The following is a 14,215-nucleotide window of genomic DNA, read 5'->3' on the forward strand; positions in this document are numbered from 1 at the left end:
CGCGGGGACCGGGTGCGGGGACCGGATGCGGTGGCCGGGGGCTCAGGCCCGCCGCACCGCCGCCCGCCGCTCCGGGTGCCGCCGCCGCACCCGGCGCCAGTACGCGCGCTGCAGGGCGAGGGTGCCGGCGGCGGCCGCGACGATGCACCCGAGGTTCACCACGAGCTGCACCGCCGCGCCGCCCGCCGTCGCGAGCTGCCCGGTCACCGCACCCGCCGCGACGTCCGCGGCCGCGGGCACGGTCGTGACGCTGATGAACACCCCCACCAGCGGGCTGTCCTTGCCGCCGGTGAGCGACAGCGTCCCCGCCGTGCCGGCCAGCAGCGCGACGACGACGCTGAACACGTCCGGGGCCGCCACGAACGAGGTCAGCGGCCGGTGGCCCTCGACGAACGCCTCGGGGACCTGCCCGGCCAGGTCGAGCAGCCACACCCCCAGGGCGGCGACGGCGACGGCCAGCGCGAACCCGACCGCGAGGGCCCGCAGCGGTGTGCGCGCGTCGTGCCAGCGCCGGGTGACGAGGGCGACGGCCAGCCCGGCCAGCGGGGCGAACTCCGGGCCGAGCACCATCGCGCCGACGATGAGCACCGTGCTGTCGATGAGCAGGCCGACGGCGGCGATGAGGGTGGCGATGACGAGGAACGCCAGGAAGGTGGCCGTCGGCTTCGCCCGGGCGATGGTCTCCTCGGCGAGCTGGTCCCAGATCACGGCGTCCTCGCCCTCGCCGGGCGCCTCCGCCTCGGCGCGCTCGACGTCGGCGCCGAGGGCGGTCTCGACGCCCTGCACGACCAGGGAGCCCCAGCCGTGCGCGCCGAGGGCCCGCAGCCGGCGCAGCAGGTCGTCGACGGCCTCGCGGGCCACCTCCGCCTGCACGAGGTCCCCGGCGGGTGAGACGACGGCGCCGGGCAGGCGCACGACGTTCGTGGTCCCGCACTCGTCGAGGAAGATCCGGACGACCTCGTCGGTGCGGTCCGGCAGGCAGGTGACGCGCACGTGCAGCACGCGGGGGAGTCTGCCGCCGCCGCCGGTCAGCCCGCCGACCGGCGCGCCGCCGCCGCGTACCGCCCCGGGCGCTCGCCCAGGATCCGGCGGAAGTCGTTGCTGAAGTGCGCCTGGTCGTACCAGCCGAGCTTCGCCGCCACGCCGGCGAGGTCGGCGTCCGGGTCGCGCTCCAGCAGCAGGGCGGCCTCCTGCAGCCGGAACCGGTTGAGCACCCACTTCGGGCCCACCCCGACCAGCCGCAGGAACCGCCGCTGCAGGGTGCGCGGGGTGCAGCCGGCGAGGTCGGCGACCTGCCCGGCGCGCACCAGCCCGGCGTCGTCGCGCATCCGCGCCACGAGGGCGAGCACGTCGAGGTACTCCTGCGACGGCTCGGGCGCCACCTCGCCCAGCGCCGCCACGAGCAGGGCGGCGCGCTCCTCGACGGTGCCGGCGGCCAGCACGTCGGCGCCCGCGGCGGCCCACCGCGCCGGGGCGGGCACGACCCGGTCGGTGAGCGCGCCGGCGTCCCCGCCGGACCAGGCCGCCCAGCCGCCGGGGTGGAACTTCACCCCCACCACCCAGCCGCTGCCGCTCAGCCGGACGCGGAACGCCCGCGTCACCACCCCGTGCAGCAGCGTCGCCGGCACCGGGTGCCCGTGGCGCACCTCCCCGGGCTCGCCGTGCTCCACGGTGAGGTGGACCGAGGGGAAGGGGATGGTCCGGCTCTCGTGGGGCGGGGCGCCGCGCCGGTCCCAGGACACGCACCACACGTGCTCCGCGAACGGTTCCAGCGCCGGGCCCACGGGCAGCCGGCGCAGGTCGAACACCCCCTCGGACGCGCCGCGGCGCACGATGCCGCGCTCGGCGCCGGGAACGCTCGCCGGCCCCGCCGCGGGTGTCGCGGAATTCCAAGACGCCACGCGCCGAGCCTAGGCAGCCTGGACGACATGGCAGACGACCTCGTGGCAGACGACCTCACCTCCGGCGCGGCGGTCGATCCCGTCCCCGCCGGCTACACCAGCCTCACCCCGTTCCTCGTCGTCGACGGCGCCCGCCGCGCCATCGACTTCTACGTCGAGGTCTTCGGCGCGACCGTCGTCACCGTCATGGACGGACCGGGCGGCACCGTCGCCCACGCCGAGCTGGACTTCGGCCACGGCCGGCTGCAGCTGTCCGACCCCAGCGAGCAGTTCGGTCTCGCCGCCCCCGCGCCGGGCCCGGCCGTCACGCACTCCACGGTGCTGTACCACGCCGACGTCGACGCCGTGGTGGCGCGCGCCGTGGCGGCTGGCGCGACCCTGCGCGAGGAGGTGTCGACGTTCGTCACCGGTGACCGCTTCGGCTCGATCGTCGACCCGTTCGGGCAGCGCTGGGCGGTCATGACCCGCGTCGAGGACGTCTCCCCGGAGGAGGCCGAGCGCCGTCTCGCGGAGTGGGGCAGCGCGAACCTGGTGTGACGGAGGGGTGGCGCCGCGGGCCCTCACCGCGTGCGCCGCTGGAACTCCTCCAGCGCGGTGGTGAACGTGTGGTTCCACAGGCCCAGGTGCGGCCAGCGGGCTCCGACGCGGGCGGTGGCCTGGGCGGCGGTGAGCCCTTCGGTCCGCACCAGCCAGGCCCGCAGCACCAGGCCGGTGCGGGAGGCCCCGCCGTGGCAGTGCACGAGCACCTGCTTGCCGTCGGCGCGCAGCGCGGCGATGTCGTCGAGCACGTCGGCCAGGACGGTGGCGATCTCGGGGTTGGAGTCGTCGTCGACCAGGTACGCGAAGCGCTGCACGTCGTGGCCGAACCGCCCACCGGTGCGGCACAGGGAGATGACCGCCACGTCGCGGTCGCTGCGCCGGGCGCCGTCCAGGTCCGCCGCCCAGATGCCGGGCGCGATCTCGGCCGCGTCGATGTCCTGGGAGGCGGGCGGCTCGTACGGGCGAGCCCGGCGGTTGCCGTCGAGGCGGGCGGCGAGCAGGTGCAGGTCGGGCAGTTCCCACCTGCCGTCGAAACCGGGCACCCGACCGTGCACCACCGAGGTCCAGCGGATCGGGATGCCCGTGATGCCCGCGCGCGCCCCGGCCAGCGCACCGGTGACGCAGGCCACGGTGTCGGTGTCCCCGCCCAGGTCCACGACCAGCCGCAGGCACTGCTCGAACGTCGTGGAATGCCGCAGCGCCCACAGCGCCGAACCCAGCGTCGGCCACACCGCCCCGTTGGACTCCGTCGCCTCCACCGGCGTCCACGACGGCGCGCAGACCCGCGCCCACCTCGCCCGGTGCTCGGCCGCGACGTGCGCCAGCGCGCCGGCCACCGCCTCGTCGGCGTCCCCGCCCTCCAGCAGCACCCGCAGCACCTCGTGGACGATCGCGCAGCCCTCGCCGGCGGCGGGGTCGCCGTGGGTGAGGGCGGAGATCCGCCGGGCGGCGTCCATCGTCACCGCCCGACCCTGCCGGGCGAAGCGGATCGCCGCGGGGGTGGTGCGCATCAGCGAACCGTTGCCCGCCGCGCGGTTGCCCGCGGCGAAGTGCTCGGCGGCCGCGACGTCCCACGGCAGGCCCGAGCCCAGCACCTGGCGGGTCTGGACGCCGATGTCCGGCGGGTCCGCCTCGGCCCAGCGGCGGAACCGGGCGAACACGTCCACCTCGTCCAGCCCGTCGCGCTCCACCAGGGATTGCGCCAGCAGCAGCGCCATCTGGGTGTCGTCGGTGAACTCCCCCGGCTCCCAGCCCAGGCTGCCGCCACCGCACATCTCCGTCGCGACCCCCCGCGCGGGCGTGGGGAACCGGGCGGAGAACGCCCCCGGCGGGCCGAACTCGAACGGCGCGCCGAGGGCATCGCCCACCGCGGAACCGATCAACGCCCCGGCCACCCGGTGCTGTCGATCCACGGGTTCCACCCCGGCGCCCGGTGCCCCGGTCCGCGCGCTCACGCGCCCTGCCACTCCGCCGCCGGGTGCGCGAAGTAGGCGCGCAACCGGCCCAGCGCCGCGGCGACGATCTGGGAGGCACGTCCCTCGGTGACGCCGAGGTCGTCGGCGATGCTGCGCAGCAGTTCCCCCTCGGTGTAGCGGCGGTGCAGGACGTCGCGCTGGCGGCTGGTGAGGACGCCGAGCGCGCGCTGCAGCAGGAGCCGTTCGTCGACGGCGGCGAGGTGGTCGTCCGGGTCGGGCAGCACGTCGGCCAGGCGCGCGCCGCCGTCCGCCACGGGGGCGTCGAGGCTGGCCGGCCGGGCGATGGCGAGGATCGCGTCGGCGTGGTGCGCGCGGCGGTCCGCGACGCGGTGGAGGCGTTCGCGCCGGCCGTTCACGATCTCGGCCCGCGCCTTGTAGCGGGCCCAGCCCGGTTCCGGGCCGCGGTGGGGCTGGAACGTCCGGGCCGCGTGGTGCAGGCCGAGCAGGGCGTCCGACTCGGCGTCGGCCGCCTCGTCGGGGTGTCGCGCCTCCAGTCGTGCGATGGCGCGCACGGCGGTGAAGTACCTGCGGACGAAATCCTCCGCGTCGTGCACGAACGCCTCCTCGGGGGGTCGGGGCGCGCTGGTCCGGTCGTGGTGCGGTGGGGGTGAGCGCGGTCGGTGAAGTGGCGAGACCCTAAACAGACAGTGACGAGAAACGCAAAGGTCATCACGACATGTGAGATCCATCACCCGATCGGCCTAACTGCTCGCGGATGTGCACCCGGGGTGCGGCATCGTGTCGCGGAACTGTCGGCCCCTGCTGCCGGGAGTTTCCCCACCGGCATCGATCTGCTTGTCCTGCAACGCATCCGTGGAGCGACAAGCCGCGCGACCCGGTGTGCCGGGTCTCGCGCAGGGCGGCGACCCCGCGGTCCGCGAGTTGTCGGTGTCCGCTGCAGAATCCAGCGCGGGCCGGATGTGTGCGCAGGGCACGACTAACCGAACGTCACGGGGAGTGAGCAAGCCGTGGTAGCGTCGGGGAGTTCCGCCGGCACCGCGCACACCGTTCCGCGCAGCCCGGCGGCGGCGCTGCGCAGCCCGTCGGCACGGCCGGAAACCCCGGCCGCGTCAGCCCAGCGGCAGCGGGGCGGAACCGAGGTCGCGCACCGATGCGGTCAGCACCCGCGAGCCCCGCACCACCAGCAGGCAGGCCGACTCGCCGTCCGGGGTCGCGCGCTCGACCCTCAGGCGGTCCGCGAGGTCCTGGTAGGAGCTGCGGGTGTAGTCCGCGCTGACCTGCACGCAGTCCACGTCCTGCGGGCCGCCCGCGGAGAGGTGGGTGTACTCGGCGGTGTGCGGGACCGAGCACGCGACGTCCTGCCCGGTCCGGCTGTCGTGGCAGCGCCGCCAGGCGTCCCCGACGTCCTCCTGGAGGGTGTTCGCGAAGCTGCCCGTCACCGGGTTCCCGCTGCCGACGACGCAGGCCGTGCCGCCGGCGACGTCGAGCTCGCGGACCTGCAGCGCCTCGCCGAGCACGTCGACGTCCGCGCGCCCCCCGAGGTACGCGACCAGCGTCGGGGTGTCGCAGCTGCCGGTGGCGAACACCTCCCCCTGGTGGGACGCGCTGCACACCGTGGCCGTGTCGGCGGCGGTGAGGCAGGTGCCGACGGCGAGGGCCGCCACGCCGCCGTCCGACGCGCCGCTGTCCGGCGAGGAGGGTTCCGGTGGCCTGGTGCTCGTCGTCGCGGCGGGCGCGCTCGTCGCCGCGGGCGGTGCGGGGTCGTCGGCCGAGCCGCGCTCGATCAGGTCCAGCGAACCGGTGGTGATCTCCACGACGGCGGCGATCGCGGCCAGGACACCACCGACGACGACGGCCGCCGTGGTGAGCTTCCGCCGCCCGGCCCCGCCGGGGTTCCCCGCACCGCCGCCGCTGCCGCCGCCGCTACCCGCACCGCCGCTGCCGCCGGCGGGGGGTGGCGGTCCGCCCGGCGGCTGCGGCCCCGTCGGGTTCGTCACGTCAGGGTCAGGTTGGAGATCACCGCGACGATGCCCCCGCTGCTGCTGCAGTCCTCGCGCTGGTCCTCGAACAGGCGGATCTTCACGGCGTTGGTGCCGCTGACGTCGATGGTGACGTGCTGCACCTCGTCGAAGGGCACCTTGCGGATGTCGGCCTGGTTGCCCGACTTGAGCACCTCGGAGACGAGCATGTCGTCGGAGCTGGGTGAGGTGTTGGCCTGCGCGACGTCGAAGTCGAGCTTCGTGAAGCTGCGCTGCAGGCGCAGCTCCAGCTCGCCGCCGTACCGGGAGTCGTTCGGCCGGTACTCCGACGTGCAGTACGCGATCGGGATGCCGATGCCGCGGACGTCGGAGCGGTCCCCGACGTCGTAGACGCTCTCGTCCCAGTCGCCGACCTTCTTGAAGATCTCGTTCAGGGTGAGCACCTTGCCGCTCTGCTCCGTGCCCAGCGCGGTGGGTGTCGCCGAGCCGGTGGGGTCGGGGGTGTCGTCCGTCGTGGCGGTGCCCGACGGGTCGTCCGTCGCCGCGGCGGTCGACGTGCTCGTCGGCGTCCTCGTCGGCGTGCGGGTGGCCGTGGGGGTCGAGGTCACCGTCACCGTGACCGTCGCGGTCGGTGCGGTGGCGTCCGCGGTCGGTGCCGGATCGTCGCCCAGCACGCCGCACGCGGTCAGCGCCACCAGGGTGGCCAGGCTCGCGGTCAGGGCCGCCGACGTCTTCATCGATCCCCCACGTGGTTCAAGCGACGGACGAACCGTAACCGGTTGAACGCATGATCACGTGCGATCCGCCGAGTCCGCGGACGCCGCGTGCCGCGTCGGTCCCGGCATCGTCGCCCGCGGCCCCGTCAACTCCGCGGGGCGGACCCCTAGGCTCCGGACCGGACGGGAGCGCGGACGGGCGGCGGGAGGCGGTGCGGTGTCACCGGGGGACATGGTGGTGGTGGCGCTGGCCGGCGTGGCCGCGGGCGGGATCAACGCCGTCGTCGGCTCCGGCACGCTGGTCACGTTCCCGGCGCTGCTGGCCGCCGGGCTGCCGCCGGTGACGGCGACGATCACCAACTCCCTGGGGCTGGTCCCGGGGAACCTGACCGGCGCGGTCGGCTACCGGCGCGAGCTGCGCGGCCTGGGCCCGCTGGTGGTGCGGCTGCTGCCGGCGTCCGTGCTCGGCGCCCTCAGCGGCGCCTTCCTGCTGCTGCACCTGCCGGCCGAGGCGTTCCACGCGGTCGTGCCCGTGCTCGTCGCCCTCGCGGTCGTGCTCGTCGCGACCCAGCCGCTGATCAGCTCCCGGCTCGCGCGCCGGCAGGGCGTCGTGGACGACGAGCGCGCCGACGACCCGCTCGTGCAGGCCCTCACCCCGCGGCGCCTCGTGGGCCTGCTCGCCGGGGCCTACGCCACCGGGACCTACGGCGGGTACTTCGCCGCCAGCCAGGGTGTGCTGCAGGTCGGCGTCTTCGGCCTGCTGGTGCGGCTGCCGCTGCAGCGGCTCAACGCCGTCAAGAACGTCCTGGTGCTCGCGGTGAACTCGGTCGCGGCCGCGGCGTACGTCATCGTGGCACCCGGGCGCATCGACTGGACCGCGGCGGCCCTCGTCGCGGGGGGTTCCGTCGTCGGCGCCTGGTTCGGGTCCTCCGTCGGCCGCCGGCTGCCGTCGGTGGCGCTGCGGGCGGGCATCGTCGCCCTCGGGCTCGTCTCGCTGGTCGTGCTGCTGCGCTGACGTGCGCCCGGCGGGGTTTCCTCACCCCAGCCGCTGCACCAGCGCCGCCGCGTCGTACGGCGCCCGCACCGACCTGGTGTTGTCGAAGTACACGTACACGTCGCGCCCACCGGACGGGGTCGGGACGTCCGGTGGCGCGAGCAGCGGCGCGCGGGGCGGGGTGGTGCCCGCCGCCCAGCACCGCACCCGCTCCGCCCACGCGTCGAGCGCGGCGTCGTCGTAACCGCTGGCGTACAGCTCGGTCGCGCCGTGCAGCCGCACGTAGGCGAAGTCGGCGGTCTGGTCCGCCAGCGCCGGCCACAGCCGCGGGCTGTCCGACGCGACCAGCGCGATGCCCTGCTCGCGCAGCAGGTGCACCAGCTCAGGCCGCGCGAAGCCGGCGTTCCGGACCTCCAGGGCGTGCCGCAGCGGGCGGTCGGCGGCCGGTTCCACCCGCGCCCCCGAGCGCGCGGCGGCCAGCTCCGCGGCCGCGGCCGTGGTGCGCGGCAGCAGCGCGCAGAACTCCGCCAGCCGGCCGGCGTCGAAGCGCAGGCTCGGCGGCAGCTGCCACAGCACCGGGCCGAGCTTGTCGCCCAGCGCCAGCAGCCCCGAGCCGAAGAAGTCCGCCAGCGCGCCCTCCACCGCGACGAGCCGGCGGTCGTGGGTGACCTCCCGCCAGCCCTTCACCGCGAAGCAGAACCCCGGCGGGGTGCGCCGCGCCCACGACGCGTAGCTGGTCGGGCGCTGCAGGGCGTGGAAGGAGGCGTTCAGCTCCACCGTCGCCACGTGCGCGGCGGTGTGCTCCAGCTCCCGGGCGCGAGGCAGGCCGGGCGGGTAGAAGGTGCCGCGCCACTCCGCGTACGTCCAGCCGGACGTGCCGACGCGGATGGTGCCCACGGGACACAGCTCACCACAGCGGGCCCGGTGCGACGAGCCGGGCGGCAGCGGTGCGCGCGGAGGGTCAGTACGACCCGGCGGGCAGCGCGCGCGGCTCGAAATAGAGCTCGCCGCCGAACCGGCCCTGGATCTCGTCGCCGAGGGTGAGCGCCGTGCCGGCGAACACGTTGAAGGCGGACACGACATCGGTGAACGACAGCCCGTTGGCGAGCATCGCGTAGTGGTACTCCACCATGAAGCTGCCCTCGTCGGTGGGGCACAGGGACACCCCGCCGATCACGTAACCCGCCTCCGCCACGTACTCCACGAGCCGGGTCGAGTAGGGCAGCTCCCAGTTCGTGAAGCTGGAGAAGCGCAGCACGTGCCCGTGGTCGCCGAACTCGACGACGGTGAGCGAGATGTTGGCGTGCTCCATCCCCACCGTGAACGAGCCGTCGCCGCGGTCGTCGAAGATCAGGCCCATCTCGCGCAGGTACCTGCGGACCTGGTTCTGGATGCCGATCGCGGTGGCCATCGCTTCGCTCCTCGTGCTGTTCCTCGTGGGTCGGAGCCGGCCACGGGACCGCCCCTGCTGGCTGGCTCGGACGCGCGGCACGGGGTCTTGAGCAGGCCGGGGGTCGCTCCACCCGAACGGGGGCCGGGAGGGCACGGGGTTCCGTGCGCCTACGCGTGGTGGTCGGCCAGGCGGGCGAGCTGCCGGTGGTCCAGCAGGTCGTGCACGCCGGGCGCGCGCCACAGCGGCGTACCGGTGGGGCTGCCGCGGTACAGCCCCACCGCCGCCCCCACCACCCGGGGTCGTTCCACCGGCCAGCGCTGCACCCGGCCCACGTCCTCCAGCGCCGCCACCGGCCGGGCCAGCACCGCCTCGACGTGGTCCACCGCCGGCAGCGTCGCGGACTTCGCGAGGTTGCAGCGCGCGTCCACCGCGACGAGGTTGGCCAACCCGTCGATGGCCACCCGCGACCAGGGCAGCACGTGGTCCACGTGCACGTCCTCGCCCAGCCGACCGCGGCAGTAGAAGCACCGCCCGGCCTGCAGGTCGGTCAACCCGGGCGCGAGCGTCGCCACCGCCGCCCGCGCGGCACCGAAGAGGAACCCGTGCAGGTCCGGGGCGTCCACCGCGGCAGCGTTCAGCCGGGCGATGTCGTCGATCCACCATCGCTGCAGGACCGGCTGCAGCAACCCCGCGACGCGGGCCAGCGCGTGTGCCACGCCCGGGCGCAGCTCGATCCGCCAGCTGTGGGCGTCGAGATCGGCCGTGGTCAGCTTCTTGTGCAGCCAGGAGTCGTCGTAGAGGAACGCTTCGGTCGGTGCGGCGCGGCCCGAGCCGGGAGTGTGCAGCGCCGTGAGGGGTTGCTGCGCCAGCACCTTCGCGATGTCCCGCCGGGCTCGCGCCACCCGAGCCGGCTCCGCCAGCCGCAGCTGCGCCGGCGCCCTCAGCCCCTGCACCTCCGCGGCCGTGCGCAGCTCCAGCACCCGGTCGGGGATCGAGCGCCCGGGCTGCTCGTTCTGCCGGAGCACCCCAGCCGCGGAGAACGGGCGCACCTGCGGCCAGTAGAGGTCGATGACCCGGTCCGCGAGGTCCTCCAGCGGCACGGTGAGCGCGGCGTCCGGTGCGGCGGGGTGCTCCAGGCAGTGCTGCAGGAGCGCGTCGAGGGTGGCGAGCTTGTATGTCGAGACGCGCCGGCCGGTGGCGAGCAGCTCGGCCACCCGGGCGCCCACGTCGAGGGGGTCGAGGACGGGCACGGGGCCATCCTCGCCTCCGGCGGTGCAGTCGACGTGGTGCCGTCGCTCAACGCATCGGCGGCCCGCCCGAGACGTCAGGTGATCGGGATGTGCGGTGAGCACCTTGACCTGGCCTTCTGCGGATCCGGACGGCCGCGAGCTGTGCTTCTGGGCGGCCCTGTCCTGCGCTTGTGGGCGGCTCCACCTGCCCTCGGTCCGGCACCTCCACCCGTGCGCCGACCGGCGGATCCGCGGCCGCCGTGCGGGTGATGCCGCTCCGCGCTCCGTGCCCCGCCGCCGCACCACCCGCCACGCTGGACGTGGAGCGCCCTCCTGGCGTGGCGCCACGTCCACCCGCTATCCGGAGGTCCCGTGAGCGCCGAGCTCGTCGCCGGCCGCTCCCAGTCGGAGGCCGCCCACCGCGCCCGGGTGCGCGCCGCGGAGTACGCCCGCCTCCTCGCCGGCGAGCGGGAGCAGGTCCGCCGCCACGAGGCCGGCAGCGCGGGGGAGCGGCGCGTGGGTGCGCTGCTGGCGGCGATGTCCGCGTTCGGGTGGACGCTGCTCGCGGACCGCCGCTGGCCGGGCACGAAGCACGCCAACGTCGATCTCCTGCACGTCGGTCCCGGTGGTGTGCTCGCGATCGACGTCAAGGCGTGGGCCGAGCCCCACGTCGAGGGCGGTCGCCTGTTCCGCGGCCAGGAGGACGCGAGTGACGACGTCGACAAGGTGGTGCGGATCGCCGAGCTCGCCGCGGAGTCCGCCGGTGAGGTGGGTCTGGCGCCGCTGGAGGCGGTGCCGGTCCTCGTGTTCGCCGGCCGCTCCCTGGCACCCGTGCAGCTCGGGCGCGCGGTGCTTCTCGGTGAGCAGGAGCTCGTGCCGTGGATCAACCGTCGTGGCGCTCGCCTCACCGCGGAACAGGTGGCCGCGGTGCGCACCGTGCTGGAGCGGGACTTTCCGCCCTACGCCGACGCCAGCCCGGTCCCGGTCAGCGTGGTCACCTTGCCACCGGTGGTGCCGCTGCTGCGCCCCGCCGTGCAGGACGCCGAGGTCGAGGCGCTGTTCAGCGTCGCCGACGTCGAGCGGTCGCTGCTGGAGGGTGCCCTGGTAGCGCCCATCGAGGACTGGATGACCTTCCTGCACCCCGCGCAGGCCAAGCTCGTCCGCCAGACCCGCAACGGCCCCGCCCGCGTCCGCGGCCCGGCGGGCACCGGCAAGACCGTCATCGGCCTGCACCGCGCCGCCTACCTCGCCAGCACCCGGCCCGGCCGCATCCTCTGCGTCTCGTTCGTCCGGACCCTGCCCGCCGTCCTCGCCGCCACGTTCGCCCGGCTCGCGCCGCAGCACGTCGACCGGGTGGAGTTCACCGGCCTGCACGCTTGGGCTCGCCGCTTCCTCGACGCCCGCGGTGTCCGGCACCACGTCGACCTCGGGGCTGCCGAGACGTGGTTCTGGCGGATGTGGGCGCGCGTCGGACGGGGCTCTGCGCTCGCGGAGGTTCCGGTGCCGCCGCGCTACTGGTGGGAGGAGGTGCAGCACGTCCTCAAGGGCCGCGGCCTCACCGAGTTCGAGGAGTACGCCGCCCTCGAGCGCGTCGGCCGCTCCACCCCGCTCAACCGCGCCCAGCGCGAGGCGGTGTGGCAGCTGTACACCGCCTACGACGTCGCTCTGCGCGAAGCCGGCGTCCACGACGCCGCCGACCTGCTGCTGCTCGCGCTGGCAGAACTGCGGCGCGAACCGCTCGCCGAGCCGTACGCCGCGGTGGTCGTCGACGAGGTGCAGGACCTCAGCCGCGCCGGGGTCCAGCTGCTGCACGCCCTCGGCGGCGACGGCCCCGACGGCCTGCTGCTCATCGGGGACGGGCAGCAGGCCGTCTACCCCGGCGGCTTCACCCTCGCCGAGGCCGGTATCGACATCCGCGGCCGCTCCACCGTGCTGGAGACCAACTACCGCAACGCATCCCGGGTCCTGGAGGCAGCCCTGGACGTCGTCTCCGCCGACGCCTTCCGCGACCTGGACGACGCCCTCGAGGCCGGAGCGCGGCGGATGGCGGTCGCCCGCGCGGGTGGGTCCACCACCCGGGTCGACGCCCGCGACGCCGCACACCTCGACGCCGCGCTCGTGCAGGCGGTGCGGGACCTCACCGCCGGAGGTGCCTCCCTCGGCGACTGCGCGCTGCTCACCACGACCACCAAGGACGCCGGCCGCTACGCCGGAACTCTGCGCCGCGCAGGCATCCCGCTGCTGCCGCTGGAGGACTACGCCGGCGTGCCGTGCGGGCGGATCAAGGTGGGCACGATCAAGCGCGCCAAGGGGCTGGAGTTCAAGCACGTCTTCCTGCCCGGCCTGCGGGCCGGAGGGGAGGCCGCGGTGGCGGGCGAGTCGGAGGTCGCGTCGCGGGAGCGGCTTGAGGTGGCGCGGCGGGAGCTCTACGTGGGGATGACGCGGGCGCGGGACGGGCTGTGGTTGGGGTACGTGGGGTGAGCGTCAGCCCGCCTGCACCAGCGCCGCCTCGGTGAAAAAGTCCATCGGCATCGGCCGGTGCAGCCGCCACGTGATGGCGATGGGCCGCTCGCCCTGGTGGGAGACGTGGTCGGCCGGCCCGAGGAACAGGTACGGCTCGGGACCGATGTCGCCCTCCTTGTGCTGGCGGGCGAACAGCAGGACGTGGGTGCCGAGCCCGCGGTGGTTGACGTAGCGCTGCCCGGTGGGTGACGCGAGGGTGGTGCGGGACTGGGACTCCCAGTGGAACAGCTCCCGAGTGATCGGGTAGTCGCGGTACATCGTGGTGGGGGAGAAGTCCGCCTCCGACTTCTTGAGCGTGATGAGCAGCGCGTCCGTCTGAAGCCTCTCCACCCACACCACGCCCTCGCGGAACTGCACGGGTGGGCGCGTCGCGGTGGTGACACCCAGGGCGCTGACGATCTCGTCGCGGGAGTAGCGGGCGTGCACGCTCAACGGGAGGCCGGCCAGGTCACCCAGCAGCGGCGAGGTGGCGTGCCGGGCGTCGTCGAACGCCAGCTCGACGAGCTGGTCGAGCTCGTCGCACACCGCCGGCTCCGCCCGCAGCACGTCCACGGCCGCGTGGAGGTCGCCGGGCATGCCCGCCGGCCACAGCGCACCGGCGAGCATCCCGACGAGTTGCCTCTCCACGGGTGAAAGCTGCTCGACATCGACGTCGCCGCTCAGCACCCGCCGGTAGGCGTCGCGCCGCAGCCGGTCGTCGACGTGAAGCACGGACCGCACCCGCTTGAGCAGCACGTTCTCCTGCGGGCCCGCGGGACGCTGCTCCAGCCCGGCCTTGCGCCGCAGGTCCGTCCAGGAGCGGTTCCGTCCGAGCAACTGCTGCACCGACATGCCGTTCTCCCGCAGGAACGCGGCGATGCCGTCGGGGCGCTGTGCGCGCACCTCGCCGACGAGGGCGTTCGCCCGCGGGCTGAGCTGCCGCTCGAGGTGGGTGACGACCCGCTCCTGCACCACCTCGTCGAGCACGATGGAGCTGCCCGCGGGCAGGAACGGGAAGCCGTGCTTCACCTCGCGCCGCAACGCGCCGCGGCTGACACCGGTGAGGGCGCGGAAGCGGACGTCGAACCGGAAGTCCTGGTGCTGGTGGCCGACGAAGTCCAGCGCCGTCAGCACCGCCTTGCCCGGCGCGGTGCGCAGCCCGCGACCGAGCTGCTGCAGGAAGATCGTCGCCGACTCCGTGGGGCGCAGGAACAGGACGGTGTCCACCTCGGGGATGTCGACCCCTTCGTTGTAGAGGTCGGCGGTGAACACCGCTCGCAACTCGCCGGCCCGCAGCCGGCGCAGCACGCCAGCCCGTTCATCCGCGCTGCTGTGGCCGCTGACGGCGACCGACTCCAACCCGACTGCGGTGAAGAACCGCGCCATGTAGTGCGCGTGGTCCACCCCGACGCAGAACCCCAGCGCCCGCATCCTGCCCAGGTCGGTGACCCGACGGTGCAGCTCCCGCAGCACGATGCGCGCCCGGGCGTCGTTGCCGGTGTAGAGACCGGACAGCCCGTCGGCG

The 14,215-nt window shown here is 75.0% G+C and carries 13 protein-coding genes; 3 read left to right on the forward strand and 10 right to left on the reverse strand.

Annotated features, from left to right (window positions below; all coding sequences use genetic code 11):
• Positions 1-42: 42 nt before the first annotated feature.
• Positions 43-1,002 (reverse strand): DUF389 domain-containing protein, encoded by a 960-nt coding sequence (locus tag ABEB16_RS05185; RefSeq protein ID WP_345711204.1) that lies wholly within the window; start codon positions 1,000-1,002, stop codon positions 43-45.
• 26 nt (positions 1,003-1,028) lie between these two features.
• Entirely contained in the window at positions 1,029-1,901 is an 873-nt protein-coding gene (locus ABEB16_RS05190) for an AraC family transcriptional regulator (protein WP_345711205.1), read from the reverse strand.
• A 27-nt stretch (positions 1,902-1,928) separates the two neighbouring features.
• Between ABEB16_RS05190 and ABEB16_RS05195 the strand changes: the two genes are divergently transcribed.
• Complete coding sequence (locus ABEB16_RS05195) at positions 1,929-2,438, forward strand: VOC family protein (RefSeq protein ID WP_345711206.1); 510 nt, start codon at positions 1,929-1,931, stop codon at positions 2,436-2,438.
• Between the two features lie 23 nt (positions 2,439-2,461).
• Here the strand turns inward: ABEB16_RS05195 and ABEB16_RS05200 are convergent, their stop codons facing one another.
• The 4 genes from ABEB16_RS05200 to ABEB16_RS05215 all read right to left on the reverse strand — a co-directional run bounded on the left by ABEB16_RS05200 (position 2,462) and on the right by ABEB16_RS05215 (position 6,593).
• Positions 2,462-3,853: an ADP-ribosylglycohydrolase family protein gene (locus ABEB16_RS05200; RefSeq protein ID WP_345711207.1), complete on the reverse strand. Its 1,392-nt coding sequence runs from the start codon at positions 3,851-3,853 to the stop codon at positions 2,462-2,464.
• A 38-nt stretch (positions 3,854-3,891) separates the two neighbouring features.
• Positions 3,892-4,470 carry a sigma-70 family RNA polymerase sigma factor gene (locus tag ABEB16_RS05205; RefSeq protein ID WP_345711208.1) on the reverse strand — a complete coding sequence of 193 codons (579 nt, stop codon included), beginning with the start codon at positions 4,468-4,470 and terminating at the stop codon, positions 3,892-3,894.
• A 516-nt stretch (positions 4,471-4,986) separates the two neighbouring features.
• Positions 4,987-5,874: a hypothetical protein gene (locus tag ABEB16_RS05210; RefSeq protein ID WP_345711209.1), complete on the reverse strand. Its 888-nt coding sequence runs from the start codon at positions 5,872-5,874 to the stop codon at positions 4,987-4,989.
• The gene (locus ABEB16_RS05215) at positions 5,871-6,593 is read right to left on the reverse strand and encodes a hypothetical protein (protein WP_345711210.1); all 723 of its coding nucleotides are present in this window, start codon (positions 6,591-6,593) and stop codon (positions 5,871-5,873) included. Before ABEB16_RS05215 ends, ABEB16_RS05210 begins: the two co-directional genes overlap by 4 nt.
• Positions 6,594-6,789: 196 nt before the next feature.
• On the opposite strand from ABEB16_RS05215, the gene ABEB16_RS05220 reads away from it, so the two are divergent.
• The gene (locus ABEB16_RS05220) at positions 6,790-7,587 is read left to right on the forward strand and encodes a sulfite exporter TauE/SafE family protein (protein ID WP_345711211.1); all 798 of its coding nucleotides are present in this window, start codon (positions 6,790-6,792) and stop codon (positions 7,585-7,587) included.
• A gap of 21 nt (positions 7,588-7,608) precedes the next feature.
• On the opposite strand, the gene ABEB16_RS05225 is transcribed toward ABEB16_RS05220, so the two are convergent.
• The 3 genes from ABEB16_RS05225 to ABEB16_RS05235 all read right to left on the reverse strand — a co-directional run bounded on the left by ABEB16_RS05225 (position 7,609) and on the right by ABEB16_RS05235 (position 10,209).
• Positions 7,609-8,463: a DUF72 domain-containing protein gene (locus tag ABEB16_RS05225; RefSeq protein WP_345711212.1), complete on the reverse strand. Its 855-nt coding sequence runs from the start codon at positions 8,461-8,463 to the stop codon at positions 7,609-7,611.
• A gap of 64 nt (positions 8,464-8,527) precedes the next feature.
• Positions 8,528-8,977, reverse strand: a complete 450-nt coding sequence (locus ABEB16_RS05230) for a hypothetical protein (protein WP_345711213.1) — start codon at positions 8,975-8,977, stop codon at positions 8,528-8,530.
• 149 nt (positions 8,978-9,126) lie between these two features.
• The gene (locus tag ABEB16_RS05235) at positions 9,127-10,209 is read right to left on the reverse strand and encodes an HNH endonuclease (RefSeq protein ID WP_345711214.1); all 1,083 of its coding nucleotides are present in this window, start codon (positions 10,207-10,209) and stop codon (positions 9,127-9,129) included.
• A 351-nt stretch (positions 10,210-10,560) separates the two neighbouring features.
• Between ABEB16_RS05235 and ABEB16_RS05240 the strand changes: the two genes are divergently transcribed.
• Positions 10,561-12,669, forward strand: coding sequence for a nuclease-related domain-containing DEAD/DEAH box helicase (locus ABEB16_RS05240; protein WP_345711215.1), 2,109 nt, complete (start codon positions 10,561-10,563; stop codon positions 12,667-12,669).
• A 3-nt stretch (positions 12,670-12,672) separates the two neighbouring features.
• On the opposite strand, the gene ABEB16_RS05245 is transcribed toward ABEB16_RS05240, so the two are convergent.
• Positions 12,673-14,215 (reverse strand): DUF3427 domain-containing protein (locus tag ABEB16_RS05245; RefSeq protein WP_345711216.1); only part of this gene is annotated, 1,543 nt, incomplete at its 5' end.

This window comes from Kineococcus glutinatus, assembly GCF_039542765.1.
Classification (GTDB): domain Bacteria; phylum Actinomycetota; class Actinomycetes; order Actinomycetales; family Kineococcaceae; genus Kineococcus_A; species Kineococcus_A glutinatus.

Coding starts and splice junctions, on each gene's coding strand:
- ABEB16_RS05215 (WP_345711210.1), bottom strand. CDS start 6,593: ATGAAGACGTCGGCGGCCCTGACCGCGAGCCTGGCCACCCTGGTGGCG.
- ABEB16_RS05195 (WP_345711206.1), top strand. CDS start 1,929: ATGGCAGACGACCTCGTGGCAGACGACCTCACCTCCGGCGCGGCGGTC.
- ABEB16_RS05230 (WP_345711213.1), bottom strand. CDS start 8,977: ATGGCCACCGCGATCGGCATCCAGAACCAGGTCCGCAGGTACCTGCGC.